This is a genomic window from Cupriavidus campinensis, assembly GCF_905397395.1.
GTDB classification, from domain to species: domain Bacteria; phylum Pseudomonadota; class Gammaproteobacteria; order Burkholderiales; family Burkholderiaceae; genus Cupriavidus; species Cupriavidus campinensis.
Genome location: NZ_CAJPVH010000095.1, coordinates 1 through 11,699, shown reverse-complemented (window position 1 = coordinate 11,699; position 11,699 = coordinate 1). Strand labels below are relative to the sequence as shown.

Sequence of the window (11,699 nt, the reverse complement as noted above, 5' to 3'; positions counted from 1 at the left end):
ACCGCGCTGGCCGTGGACTGCCCCGGCGCCGGCCGGGCGATCTGCGGCGGCGGCGCCACCGCTTCCACGGGGCGCAGCTCGGCGTGCACGGTCAGGTTGGCCTGCGGCGCCGTCGGGCTGAACAGGCGCGGATTGATGCGGTCCCCATCGATCAGCAGATGGGTGAACGGCACCTTGCCGAAAGGCGTCAGGTCGATGCCGGCCCGCGCGCGGATGCGGTCTCCGGTGGCTTCGGCCTCGGCGCGCAGGGCGTCCAGCGCGCCGCTGGCGGTGGCCGACACCGCGAACGATTCCTCCTGCCAGCGGCCCTCCAGCAGTGCCTCGGCGGACAGCGCGAACGGCGCCTGCCCGGCAATCTGCGCATTGGCCTGCAGCGTGCCGTACGGCGTGACGAGCTTGTCCACCACCACGCGGTGGCGCATGCCATCGGAATGGAGCGCGCCGGAAAGATCGGAAAACACCTGCGGCGTGGCCGTCGCGGGCGGGCCCTGCAGCAGCGACAGTTCGGCAATCGTCAGCGTGTCGACGTCGATGGCCAGCGGCAGTTCCAGCGACTTCGGCATCTGTGCCGGCCCGGTGTCCGGCGTGGGCGCGGACGGCGGCAGGCGCACGTCGATCTTGCCCAGGCGCAGCCATTCCACATGCAGCCGCGCCGGGGACCACGTCGCGCTCCATCGGCTGTCGATCCTGTCGATGCTGACGCGCGTGTCGCCGCTGGCGTAGACCACGTCACGCAGCCGCAGGCCGCTGGCGACCGTACCGCCCTCGAAGGTGCCGGCCAGCAGGCCGGCCGAGAAGCGCGTGGCCAGCGTCCAGAGCTGGCGCGTGCCGGCCTCGGTGCGCAGCGCCACCACGGCGGTGGCGATGGCGGCGATCAGCAGCGCCAGCAGCACGGCCAGCGTCCAGCCAATCACCCGCCAGACGCGACGTATTGGTCGAGGGGGGCGAGGCGCGCGCGGTTCGTCCTCGTTGCGGCGGGGCACGGGTGGCATGTCCATATGCATCAGAACGCCACCCCCAGCGAAATATGCGGCCGGAACTGGTTCTGCTGGATGCCATAGGCGATGTCCAGTTGCACCGGGCCCACCGGGCTGCGCCAGCGCGCGCCCACGCCCACGCCGTGATAGAGCTTCACGCCGTGCAGGTCATTGGTGGCCGTGCCCATGTCCCAGAACGCCGCCACGCCCCATTCGGGCTTGAACCAGTACTGGTACTCCAGGCTGCCGGTGCCGAGGAAGCGCGCCGGCAGCACGCTGGCGCCGTTGGGCGTGCCGATCGACTGGTAGCTGTAGCCGCGGATGGAATCGGTACCGCCCGCGCGGAAGCGCAGCGAGGCCGGAATCAGCGCCGGATCGGCCGAGGTCATGTTGGCGCCCAGCTCCAGCCGGGCGATGAACAGGTCGCGGTTGCCCACTGGCACGTACTGGCGAATCCGGCCATACATGCGCAGGAAGGTGGCATCGCTCAGGATATTCTTGGCCGCCACCCCGATCTGCGTGCTGATGACGTTGCCCCGGCGCGGGAACACGGGGTTGTCCACGTCGCGGCGGGTCCAGGCGAAGGCTGGCACGAGCGCCTTCGAGATCTGCTCGGGCTGGCCGAACGGCACGAGGTTGTCGTAATAGAAATCGAGCGACACCGTGGTGTCGTACTTCTCGCGCGAGCGGGAGCGCTTGAGGCCGGCCCGCCAGCTGGTCAGGTCGGTGCTCTCGACGTCGATCGTGCGCTCGTAGCTGGTGTAGATGCTGTTGCGGTAGGTGTGCGAGTCCGGCGGCATGGCCGCCTCGATAAAGCCGTACTGGCGCTTCTGCTCGATACGCGCCTGGGTGTCGAGCACCCACGCGCGGTTGAACAGGTTGTAGTACGAGTAGCGGCCTTCCACCTGCGCGCCGGTATCGGTGGTGAAGCCGACGCCGGACGAGACGCGGTGCGTTGGATATTCCCGCACGCGCACCTTTACGGGTGCCACCACGGTCTCGTCCTTGGCGGCGGCGTCGGCCGATTCGGCCGGCGTGGGCTCGGCCAGGTCCACCTGCACGTTGGAGAAGTACGGCTGGTTCTGGATCGCGCGCTGCAACTCGAGCAGGCGCTCCACGCGGTACGGCTCGCCCTCCCGGAGCGGGTTCACATTGCGGACGATCTGCTCGGGATAGCGGCGCGTGCCCTCCACCTCGAGCGCCCCGAGCACATAGGCCGGCCCGCTCTCGAAGCGCGCCGACAAATCGGCGGCATGCTCGTCCGGCTCCACCCGGGCGCGCGATGCCGTCTGCTTCGCGCCATAGTAGGTATGGCTTTGCAGGGCAACCAGCGCGTCTTCCTTGGCCTTGTCCCAATCTGCCTGGCGGAACGGGTCGCCGACCGGCAGGCCCCATTTGGCGCGCATCTCGTTCACCTGCTGCGGGTTCTGCGTGGCGGCCGGGCCGGTCACCTCCAGGTCCACACGCCGGATCAGCGTGCGCGCGCCGGGGTCCACGCTGATATGGACCACGCGACTGTCGCCCTCGCCGGTCACGGTGGCCTTGGTTTCAGGATCGAACCAGCCCTCCGTGGAGGCGAACTGGCGCACCTGCTCGCCCACGGTTTCCACCATGTAGGCGAACTGGTCTTCGGAAATATCGGTGCGGGTGGCGTAGCGGGCGAGGTCGAGGTGTTCCTCGAGGATGTCCTTGAGGACCTTGGGTGCCTCGATCTCCACCTTGTAGGCAGCGCGGGCGGCCAGCGCCTCGGACGCCAGCATCTGGATCAACAGCCCGGCCAGCCCGAGCACCAGGGCCAGGCCCGCCCGGCGCAGGCGCGCGCGGCAACCGTCCCCGGCTTGGGGGGGCTGTGGGGGGCATTGCAACGCCCGGCTTGCAGCGCTCCTTGTGGCCACGTGACCCAAGTCGATCCTCATCCGTCCGTGTCGATCCGGCAAAGTCGCTATTTGACCACACCCGGCGCCGCGTCCGACGCCGGAATCGCGTCAAATTACACCGGAAACCGGCGCCCGGGGCCGGTTTCCAGCCTGCTTCCCGGGCATTGCCCGCCGATTCCTCCTTGCCCAGTCGCCGATACGGTAAAATCGTGCCCCACTATTCCCCCACTCCGCCACCGGGCGGCGAGTTTCATCATGGCCATGTACGAATCGGATATCACCCAGTTCATCAAGTCGCTCAAGCAGGAACGTCCTGCCCTGGAAGCCGAGCAGCGCGAAGGCCGCGCCCTGCTGTGGGACAAGACCCCGATCGACCTCGAGGAACGCGCCCGCGCCAACGACTCGCGCGTGGCCCAGAAGCCGTACGTGTACTCGTCGGGCAACTGAGCCCGCTTGAGCCAGCTTGAGCCCGATCCCGGCCCGCCCGACCCCGAACCCGACCTGACCGGATGCATCCGAGCGAGAAAGACGCACAGGACAAGCTGACGCTGCCCGTGGAGCTGCCAACCGTGGCGCCCGCCGGCGGCGCGGCCCCCGGCGACATGGTCGACGGCATGGCCTTCGCGCGCCTGTACGGCGAGCCGCTGTTCAAGCTGCCGCAGGACCTCTACATCCCGCCGGACGCGCTCGAGATCTTCCTGGAAGCGTTTGAAGGGCCGCTGGACCTCTTGCTGTACCTGATCCGCAGGCAGAACTTCAACGTGCTGGACATTCCGATGTCCCAGGTGACGCGTCAGTATCTTCTGTATATCGAGCAGATCCGCAAGACCAACCTCGAGCTGGCTGCCGAATACCTGCTGATGGCCGCGATGCTGATCGAGATCAAGTCGCGCATGCTGCTGCCGGTGAAGAAGGCCGACAGCGACGAGGAAGCCGAGGACCCCCGCGCCGAACTGGTGCGCCGCCTGCTGGAGTACGAGCAGATGAAGCTGGCCGCGCAGCGGCTGGACACCGTCCCGCAACTCGGCCGCGACTTCCTGCGCTCGCAGGTCTATATCGAGCAGAGCCTGTCGCCGCGTTTCCCGGACGTGGAAACGATCGACCTCCAGTCCGCCTGGGCCGACGTGCTCCGGCGCGCCAAGCTCAACCAGCACCACAAGATCTCGCGCGAGGAGCTGTCCGTGCGCGAGCACATGAGCCAGATCCTGCGGCGCTTGCAGCACTCGCGGTTCATGGAGTTCACCGAACTGTTCGACGATGCCATCCGCTCGGGCAAGGGCGTGCCGGTGGTGGTGGTGAACTTCATCGCCATGCTGGAACTGTCCCGCGAGGCCCTCGTCGAGATCACGCAGGCCGAGCCGTTCGCACCAATTTATGTGCGATTGACGTACACGCCGACCTGATTCCCGCAGGTCGGGCCGCCACGGCGGCATTTCGAATGGCGCGGATGCTCTACAATCCGCCGACAACCGGCCATCCCCCGTTTCAGCGATATTAAGAGCCGGTGCACCCCGGGCACGCACCCGGGCGCTCTCCTACCACGACAGCACACCACGTACATGAAAGTCATTTCCTCTATCCAAGAGCTGCGGGACCAGTTGCGCGGGCAGAATCGCGCGGCGTTTGTCCCCACCATGGGCAACCTGCATGAAGGCCACCTGTCGCTGATGCGGCTGGCCCGCCAGCATGGCGACCCGGTGGTGGCGTCGATCTTCGTCAACCGGCTGCAGTTCGGCCCGAACGAGGACTTCGACAAGTACCCGCGCACGCTGCAGGACGACATCGAGAAGCTGCAGAGGGAAGGCGTCTACGTGCTGTTTGCGCCCACCGAGCGCGACATGTACCCGGAGCCGCAGGAATACCGCGTGGAGCCACCGCACGACCTGGGCGACATCCTCGAAGGCGAATTCCGCCCCGGCTTCTTCAAGGGCGTGTGCACGGTGGTGATGAAGCTGTTCTCGTGCGCCCAGCCGCGCGTGGCCGTGTTCGGCAAGAAGGATTACCAGCAGCTGATGATCGTGCGCCGCATGGTCAAGCAGTTTGCGCTGCCGATCGACATCATCCCGGCGGAGACCATCCGCGCCGAGGACGGCCTCGCGCTGTCGTCGCGCAACCGCTACCTGACCGAGACCGAGCGCGCCGAGGCGCCAATGCTCTACAAGTCACTCCATGAAGTGCGCGACACGGTACTCGCCGGTGACAAGGTCGACCTGCTCCAGGTGGAAGCCGACGCCGTGGCCAAGCTGGCCGCGCGGGGATGGAAGCCCGACTACGTGTCCATCCGCAAGCGCGAGAACCTGCAAGCCCCCACCCGCGAGGAATTCGCCGCCGGCGAACCGCTGGTGGTGCTGACCGCCGCCAAACTGGGCGCCACGCGGTTGATCGATAACCTCGAAATCTGAGTTTCCCGACTCCGCTGCCGACTCCGCTACCGAATGAGCCCGCCACTGCGCGGGCTTATTTTCGCCTTATCAGCAATGCAACTGCATTGCCCAAGTAATGCGGATGCATTACCATCGTGGCATTGTGCTGAGGAGTTCCACCATGCCGCTCGTGTTCCACGCCCCTGATGAGGCCATTGTCGAGGCGGAGTCAACCCTGACCGACCGCTTCCAGACCACCGTGCCGGACGTCGTCCGGCGCGCGTTGAAGCTGGAGCGGCGCGACAAGATCCGTTACGTGGTGCGGCCAAGTGGCGAAGTCGTCATGCAACGCGCGACGGGCGTGGTGGTATCCCATGACCCGGCGCTCGAACCCTTCCTGGACCTGCTGGAACGCGACATCGCGCAGCATCCGGAACGCCTGCGTGCATTGAGCGTGGAACTGCTGGCCCGGATCGACAAGCTGACGAATCGAATCGAGATCGACCTCGACGCCCCGCTGCCGGACGAAGACTGATGGCAGCGCCGCAAACCGAAACCCCGGTCGTCAACGGGTGGCGGTTGTACGCCCATCCGTTGTTCATCGATCAACTGACGTCGCTGGCCAACGCCGTCGAGGCGCTGGCAAGGAAAGATCCGGAAGGCTATCGGCAGAAGAACGCCACGAAGCGGCTCGTGGCGATCTTCGAATTGATGATGAACAGGATTCCGTCCGACCCGGCGAACGCCGATTACCGGCTCGGGGGCACGCTGGGCGACACACACAAGCACTGGTGCCGCGCGCGCTTCTTCCAGCAGTACCGGCTTTTCTACCGCTTCAACGCGCAGCAGAAGGTCATCGTCTTTGGCTGGGTCAACGACGAGACCACCATGCGCGCCTACGAAAGCAAGACCGACGCATACCGTGTGTTCGCGAAGATGCTGGCGAACGGCAACCCACCCGACGACTGGGACAGCCTGCTGGCCGCGGCGCGGCTGGCCGAGCGAGACCTCGCCGGCATCGTCACGCCGCTCCGCAGTGTCTCCATGAACTGAGGCCGCCCGCTCACCCCGCCCGCCGCAGCCGCTCCCGTTCCCGCGCCAGATGGCGGCGGTGGCCGCTGCGGCGCTTCCACCAGATCAGTACGCCGGTGATGGCGAAGATCAGCGGGGTCAGGCCGAATGCGGTGATGAAGGCGCGCCCCGGCGTGCCGAAGGCTTCGCCAGTGTGCAGCGGGAACAGCCAGTTGATGAGGGTATCGCCGGACGGCGCGTCCTTGGCCAGCGGGTCGCGGGCGCCGAGACGCTGGCCCGTATAGGCATCCAGCCAGAGCCGCGTGGCGCCGCTGTCGCCACGGATCTCGCCGGACTGGCGCAGGCGGATCTCGTAGACATCGCCCGGCTTGCGGGGCAGCCCGATGCGCGTGACCAGCGCGCCCGGATACTCGCGCTGGGCAGCGGTCATGGCCTGGGCCGGGGTGATCGCGTGCACGCCCTCGGGCGGCGCGGCCGAGTGGGGTTTCTCGGTGGCGCTCACCGTCATCACGCTGCTGATGATCGGCGTGACCCACTTCGGCAGGTTCAGGTACCAGCCCGAGAACGCGATGGTGGCCAGCACCGGCGCCGCGAAGAGGCCGCCCGCCCGGTGCAGCGTGTAGGTGAAGCGCGACCACGAGCCGCCGTGCGCGATGCGCACCGACTGCTTCAGCGCCCGCGCCGTCAGCTTCGGCAGCCAGAGCACGATCCCCACCAGCACCAGGAACAGCAGCATCATGCCGGCCACGCCGGTGATGGTCTTGCCGGTATCGCCGCTCAGCAGGTAGCGGTGGAGGTGGAACAGCGTCGGCATCAGTTGCTGGCGCGACAGCCCCGGCACGCCCCAGAACCGTTCCCCCTTCACGGCCAGCGTGATCGGGTCGATCATCACCTGCCGCGAGCGCCCCGGCCCGGCCTCGGGCCCCTTGAGCGGGTAATAGGCGATGAACACGCCGTGCTCATGCATCGGCAGCATCAGCAGGTTCGGCTTGCCGTAGTGCGGGTCGGCCATCAGCTTGGCGGTGACCGACTCCACCGTGGCCGCCCCCACCGGAATCCGCGCGGCGGAGGACGCCTCGAGCAAATCCGGGTTGAGCCAGGTGTCCAGTTCCTCGCGCCAGGCGATCATGGTGCCAGTCAGGCCCATTAGCACGAACAGCAGGCCGAAGGTCAGGCCGATATAGCGATGCAGCTTGAGGAAGACGGTACGAAGACGGCCGGAGACCATGGTGTCAGGGGCGGATTGGGGGGATTGCCAGGGTGCCGTATCGGTCACTCAAAGACATGCCGATGCACCACACGGGGGCGATCGCTTGGCATCTGTGGGCCAGCCCGCAAATGCAAATGCGAAGAATTCGCGATTCTAACAGTGGCAAGTTAAGATCGGTGGCCGTGCGGTGGCGTTGCCGTCGTGCGCCGCCCACACCTGCCCTGCCATGTCCGATATCGAACTCGCCCCTGCCACAGCCGCTGACGCGGACCTGCTGGCCGCGCTGCACACCGACAGTTGGCGCCACGCCTATGCCGGCCTGATTCCCGCCGAATACCTCGAAAACCACGCGCCGGCCGAACGGCTGGCCACCTGGCGCGCCCGTATGCTGGAGGACGCCGAGGCGCCGCTGCTCGTGACCATCCTGCGGGTGGACGGCAAGCCGGCCGGCTTCAGTTGCCTGATGCCGCTGGCTGAACCGGGCTACGGCATCTACCTCGACAACCTCCATGTGATGGCCGGCTACCAGGGCTTCGGCCTCGGCAAGCGGCTGATGACCCACTGCGCAGCGCGGGTGGCCTACGAATGGCCCGGCAAGCCGCTGTTTCTCTATGTGCTCGACGGCAACACCCAGGCGCGGGCGTTCTACCGGGCGCTGGGCGGCGAGGAATCGGCGTGTTTCGACGATCCGTTTCCCGGCACCGACCTGATGATGCCGATCCGCCGGGTGACGTGGGTCGATGTAGACGCGCTGCTGCGGCGCCTCACAGGCAGCTCAGGCAGCTCAGGCGGCTGAGGGGGAGGACGGCGCAGCAGTCTGCGTCGCTGCCCCGCCATCGAGCCAGTGCAGGATGGGCTGCCACTGCTCCCAGTCGCGCGCCACGCGCGACGGCGCCACGTCCCACAGCGTCAGCCCGTGCGCGGCCAGTTGCACGTAGTTCTGCGTGTCGCGCAGGTAGCCGAGCACCGGCAGGCCCAGACCTTCGACAAATCGTTGCAATTGCTCGGCCGCGCGCGTGCGCATGTCCACGCGCATGCCGATCACGCCGACGGCCACCTCGCCGTGGCGCACACGCTTCTCGTCGGCCAGTCTGGTGAGGAAGTCCTGGGTGGCGAGGATGTCGAACATCGAGGGCTGCAGCGGCACCACCACGCGGTGCGCCAGCTTCATGACATCGGCAAAGCGCCAGCCGTGCAGGCCGGCCGGGGTGTCCAGCACCACGTGGGTGGTGCCCTTGGGCGGCCGGGCGATGTGGTCGCCGTTGATCTCCCAGGTGCGGATGGGCGGCGCCGCGGCCGGACGCAGCCCCAGCCAGGCGCGCGAGGACTGCTGGCGATCCGTGTCGCCCAGCATCACCGCATGGCCGTGGCGGGCGAAATAGCCCGCCAGATTGGTGGCCAGCGTGGTTTTGCCCACGCCGCCCTTGGGATTCGCGATCACGACTACCGGCATGAAAAGCTCCAGGAACCGATGGCTGCGATAGTCTACCGGCTCGGCGCCCCGGACTGAACGGTCAGGAGGGATCAGGAGGGATCAGGAGGGATCAGGAGGGATCAGGAGGGATCAGGACTAGGGGGCGAAAGCGGTCCAAGCAACGCAGCGAGGTTGAGATGGGCGGCCATGGTGTCGGCCAGCCGGTCGATCGATGCCTCGCGCAGCGCGTCGAGGTCCACCCCCTCCGCGTGCCGCAAACCGGCCCAGCGCAACAGCGCGCCGCACGCGGCGGGGTCGTCGAACAGGCCGTGGACGTAGGTGGCCAGCACCTGATCGTCATCCGAACGGGCGCCATCGGGCCGCTGGGCGCCATCGCCCGAAATGTTGTCTTCCAGCCACAAAGCAGGCCGATCCAGCGCCGGCCCCTCGGTCACGCCGAGGTGGATCTCGTAGCCGCGTACCGGCGCCGCAGCGTCGCCCGCCAGCCGGCCGCTCACCTGCCGCAGCTGCTTTTCCGGGACCAGCGTGGTGTCGAAGTCGAGCCAGCCCAGCCCATCGCTGCTGCCGGCCGGGCCTTCGCGGCCATCCGGGTCATGAATCCGCCGGCCCAGCATCTGCATGCCGCCGCAGATGCCGATCAGCTTGCCGCCATAGCGCAGATGGCGCGCCAGCGCGTGGTCCCAGCCGTTGGCACGCAGGAAGGCCAAGTCCGCGCGCACGCTCTTGCTGCCGGGCAGGATCACAAGGTCCGCCGGCGGCACCGGCATGCCCGGGCCGATGAAACGCAGGTCCACGCCGGGATGCGCGCGCAGGGCATCGAAATCCGTATGGTTCGAGATACGCGGCAGCACCGGCACGATCACGCGCAGCACGTCATCGCCTTCCCGGGCGGGCTGGGCGTCGATGATCGCGTCCTCGGCATCGAGGTGCAGCCCGTGCAGGTAAGGCAGCACGCCGAACACCGGCTTGCCGGTGCGCGCGGTAAGCCAGTCAAGCCCCGGCTCCAGCAGGCGGATATCCCCCCGGAAGCGGTTGATGATGAAACCGGTCACGCGCGCGCGCTCGGTCTCGGACAGGCAATCGAGTGTACCTACCAGATGGGCAAACACGCCGCCCCGGTCGATATCGGCCACCAGCACCACCGGGCAGTCCACCCGCTCGGCAAACCCCATGTTGGCGATGTCCCGGTCGCGCAGGTTGATTTCGGCGGGGCTGCCGGCGCCCTCCACCAGCACCACTTCGTACGCCTGTTTCAGGCGGTCGTGGCTCTCCAGCACGGCGGCCATCGCCTGCGGCTTGTAGGCGTGATAGGCGCGGGCGTCCAGGTCCATGCGCGCGCGGCCGTGGATGATGACCTGCGCGCCGATGTCGCTGCTCGGCTTGAGCAGCACCGGGTTCATGTCGGTATGCGGGGCGAGCCCCGCCGCCTGCGCCTGCAGCGCCTGCGCGCGGCCGATCTCGCCGCCATCGACGGTCACCGCGCTGTTCAGCGCCATGTTCTGCGGCTTGAACGGCACCACCGGCACGCCGGCGCGCGCCAGCACGCGGCACAGGCCGGCGACGATGGTGCTCTTGCCCGCATCGGAGGTGGTGCCCTGGACCATCAGGGTGCCGCGCAGGGCACGCCCGCCGGGCAGCGGCGCGCCGCTGGAAACAGTTTTCGATTGCATGGCGCGATTATCGCAGCGTCGCCGCCCCGCCGGGGCGCCATGCGCGGCGGCCCTGCAAGTTCCATGCGTGCGGGCACCGCATGCCGCCGCTACAATACGCGGGATGGAAACCAAGGCCATCGTCAAGTCACTCGGCATCACGGGCCCCGCCGACCCCGCGTCGGCCGGCGCCGCCGTTGCCAGCGCGCCCGAGACGGAGACCGCGCCGCAGCCGCAGGCCGGCACGGCCGCCCCGCGCACGCTCACGCTGGTGCTGGGCGGGGCGCGCTCGGGCAAGAGCCATTTCGCCGAGCAGCTCGCCACCGACCACGCCATGCTGACGTGCGGCCCGGTGACCTACATCGCCACCGCGCGCCATGACGCCGAACCGGCCGACGAGGAAATGGAGCTGCGCATCGCGCTGCACCGCGCCCGCCGCCCGGCCGACTGGGCGCTGGTGGAAGAGCCGGTGCACCTTGCCGACGCCCTCTACGCGCACGCGCGCCATGACGGTTGCATCCTCGTCGATTGCGTCACGCTCTGGCTCAACAACCTGATCTTCGACGAGAACCGCGCCTACCCCGAGTACGGCGTCATCACCCCGCCGCCCGCCTTCACCGAGGAAATCGACGCGCTGCTCACCGCGCTGCCGATGCTGCCGGGCCACGTGATCCTGGTCTCCAACGAGATCGGCTTCGGCGTGGTGCCCACGGGCGCCATCACCCGTTTCTACGTGGACGAACTGGGCCGCCTGAACCAGAAGCTGGCCGCCGCCGCGGACCGCGTGCGCCTGCTCGTGGCCGGCATTCCGGTCGCGGTCAAGGGCGCCGACCCCGCGTGATCTTCCCACCATGTTGATGATGTCCTGGGCGGCCTGCGTGGCCGCCGCGCTGGCCGGCGTGCTGCTGGACCGCTGGCTTGGCGAACCGCGCCGCTGGCATCCGCTGGTCGGCTTCGGCCGCCTGGCCGCCGCGCTGGAAGCGCGTCTTAATCGCCCCGCATGTTCCTCACTACGCCAACGCACCGCCGGACTGCTGGCCTGGGCGACGATGGTGCTCGTGCCTGCCGCGCTGGCCTGGGGGCTGGTCGCGCTCGCGCAGCGCGCGCACCCCGCGCTGGCGTGGGCCCTGCACGCGGCGGCGCTCTACGCGGCGCT

The 11,699-nt window shown here is 68.2% G+C and carries 12 protein-coding genes and 1 pseudogene; 8 read left to right on the top strand and 5 right to left on the bottom strand.

Features of this window, described 5'->3' with window-relative positions; genetic code table 11:
• Nucleotides 1–998: pseudogene (locus KHO18_RS27100) on the bottom strand (translocation/assembly module TamB domain-containing protein); the annotation flags it as partial.
• A gap of 5 nt (nucleotides 999–1,003) precedes the next feature.
• On the bottom strand, nucleotides 1,004–2,893 hold the full coding sequence (locus tag KHO18_RS27095) for an autotransporter assembly complex protein TamA (protein WP_377732369.1): 1,890 nt from the start codon (nucleotides 2,891–2,893) through the stop codon (nucleotides 1,004–1,006).
• A 216-nt stretch (nucleotides 2,894–3,109) separates the two neighbouring features.
• Here KHO18_RS27095 and KHO18_RS27090 point away from each other — a divergent pair, with 216 nt between their 5' ends.
• The 5 genes from KHO18_RS27090 (at nucleotide 3,110) to KHO18_RS27070 (ending at nucleotide 6,270) form a co-directional block, all read left to right on the top strand.
• Nucleotides 3,110–3,301, top strand: a complete 192-nt coding sequence (locus tag KHO18_RS27090; protein WP_144197944.1) for a DUF3460 family protein — start codon at nucleotides 3,110–3,112, stop codon at nucleotides 3,299–3,301.
• Nucleotides 3,302–3,363: 62 nt separating this feature from the next.
• Complete coding sequence (locus tag KHO18_RS27085; protein ID WP_144197943.1) at nucleotides 3,364–4,257, top strand: segregation and condensation protein A; 894 nt, start codon at nucleotides 3,364–3,366, stop codon at nucleotides 4,255–4,257.
• A 156-nt stretch (nucleotides 4,258–4,413) separates the two neighbouring features.
• Nucleotides 4,414–5,256, top strand: coding sequence for a pantoate--beta-alanine ligase (gene panC, locus KHO18_RS27080; RefSeq protein WP_144197942.1), 843 nt, complete (start codon nucleotides 4,414–4,416; stop codon nucleotides 5,254–5,256).
• Between the two features lie 142 nt (nucleotides 5,257–5,398).
• Nucleotides 5,399–5,752, top strand: coding sequence for a type II toxin-antitoxin system PrlF family antitoxin (locus KHO18_RS27075; protein WP_144197941.1), 354 nt, complete (start codon nucleotides 5,399–5,401; stop codon nucleotides 5,750–5,752).
• Complete coding sequence (locus KHO18_RS27070; RefSeq protein WP_144197940.1) at nucleotides 5,752–6,270, top strand: type II toxin-antitoxin system YhaV family toxin; 519 nt, start codon at nucleotides 5,752–5,754, stop codon at nucleotides 6,268–6,270. Before KHO18_RS27075 ends, KHO18_RS27070 begins: the two co-directional genes overlap by 1 nt.
• 10 nt (nucleotides 6,271–6,280) lie before the next feature.
• Here KHO18_RS27070 and KHO18_RS27065 read toward each other — a convergent pair whose 3' ends face one another.
• Nucleotides 6,281–7,477 (bottom strand): PepSY-associated TM helix domain-containing protein, encoded by a 1,197-nt coding sequence (locus KHO18_RS27065; protein WP_144198126.1) that lies wholly within the window; start codon nucleotides 7,475–7,477, stop codon nucleotides 6,281–6,283.
• Between the two features lie 208 nt (nucleotides 7,478–7,685).
• On the opposite strand from KHO18_RS27065, the gene KHO18_RS27060 reads away from it, so the two are divergent.
• A complete protein-coding gene (locus KHO18_RS27060) occupies nucleotides 7,686–8,255 on the top strand; it encodes a GNAT family N-acetyltransferase (RefSeq protein ID WP_144197939.1) in 570 nt (189 codons plus the stop codon).
• Here the strand turns inward: KHO18_RS27060 and KHO18_RS27055 are convergent.
• The gene (locus tag KHO18_RS27055; protein WP_211944215.1) at nucleotides 8,244–8,912 is read right to left on the bottom strand and encodes a ParA family protein; all 669 of its coding nucleotides are present in this window, start codon (nucleotides 8,910–8,912) and stop codon (nucleotides 8,244–8,246) included. The two genes, KHO18_RS27060 and KHO18_RS27055, sit on opposite strands and share 12 nt — an antisense overlap.
• 101 nt (nucleotides 8,913–9,013) lie before the next feature.
• Nucleotides 9,014–10,498, bottom strand: coding sequence for a cobyric acid synthase (locus KHO18_RS27050; protein ID WP_211944216.1), 1,485 nt, complete (start codon nucleotides 10,496–10,498; stop codon nucleotides 9,014–9,016).
• Between the two features lie 169 nt (nucleotides 10,499–10,667).
• On the opposite strand from KHO18_RS27050, the gene cobU reads away from it, so the two are divergent.
• Both cobU and KHO18_RS27040 read left to right on the top strand, forming a co-directional pair.
• Entirely contained in the window at nucleotides 10,668–11,384 is a 717-nt protein-coding gene (cobU, locus tag KHO18_RS27045; RefSeq protein ID WP_144197937.1) for a bifunctional adenosylcobinamide kinase/adenosylcobinamide-phosphate guanylyltransferase, read from the top strand.
• 10 nt (nucleotides 11,385–11,394) lie between these two features.
• On the top strand, nucleotides 11,395–11,699 hold a 305-nt coding region (locus KHO18_RS27040; protein WP_211944214.1), incomplete at its 3' end, for a cobalamin biosynthesis protein.

Coding starts and splice junctions, on each gene's coding strand:
- KHO18_RS27095 (WP_377732369.1), bottom strand. CDS start 2,893: ATGAGGATCGACTTGGGTCACGTGGCCACAAGGAGCGCTGCAAGCCGG.
- KHO18_RS27090 (WP_144197944.1), top strand. CDS start 3,110: ATGGCCATGTACGAATCGGATATCACCCAGTTCATCAAGTCGCTCAAG.
- KHO18_RS27085 (WP_144197943.1), top strand. CDS start 3,364: ATGCATCCGAGCGAGAAAGACGCACAGGACAAGCTGACGCTGCCCGTG.
- panC (WP_144197942.1), top strand. CDS start 4,414: ATGAAAGTCATTTCCTCTATCCAAGAGCTGCGGGACCAGTTGCGCGGG.
- KHO18_RS27075 (WP_144197941.1), top strand. CDS start 5,399: ATGCCGCTCGTGTTCCACGCCCCTGATGAGGCCATTGTCGAGGCGGAG.
- KHO18_RS27070 (WP_144197940.1), top strand. CDS start 5,752: ATGGCAGCGCCGCAAACCGAAACCCCGGTCGTCAACGGGTGGCGGTTG.
- KHO18_RS27065 (WP_144198126.1), bottom strand. CDS start 7,477: ATGGTCTCCGGCCGTCTTCGTACCGTCTTCCTCAAGCTGCATCGCTAT.
- KHO18_RS27060 (WP_144197939.1), top strand. CDS start 7,686: ATGTCCGATATCGAACTCGCCCCTGCCACAGCCGCTGACGCGGACCTG.
- KHO18_RS27055 (WP_211944215.1), bottom strand. CDS start 8,912: ATGCCGGTAGTCGTGATCGCGAATCCCAAGGGCGGCGTGGGCAAAACC.
- KHO18_RS27050 (WP_211944216.1), bottom strand. CDS start 10,498: ATGGTCCAGGGCACCACCTCCGATGCGGGCAAGAGCACCATCGTCGCC.
- cobU (WP_144197937.1), top strand. CDS start 10,668: ATGGAAACCAAGGCCATCGTCAAGTCACTCGGCATCACGGGCCCCGCC.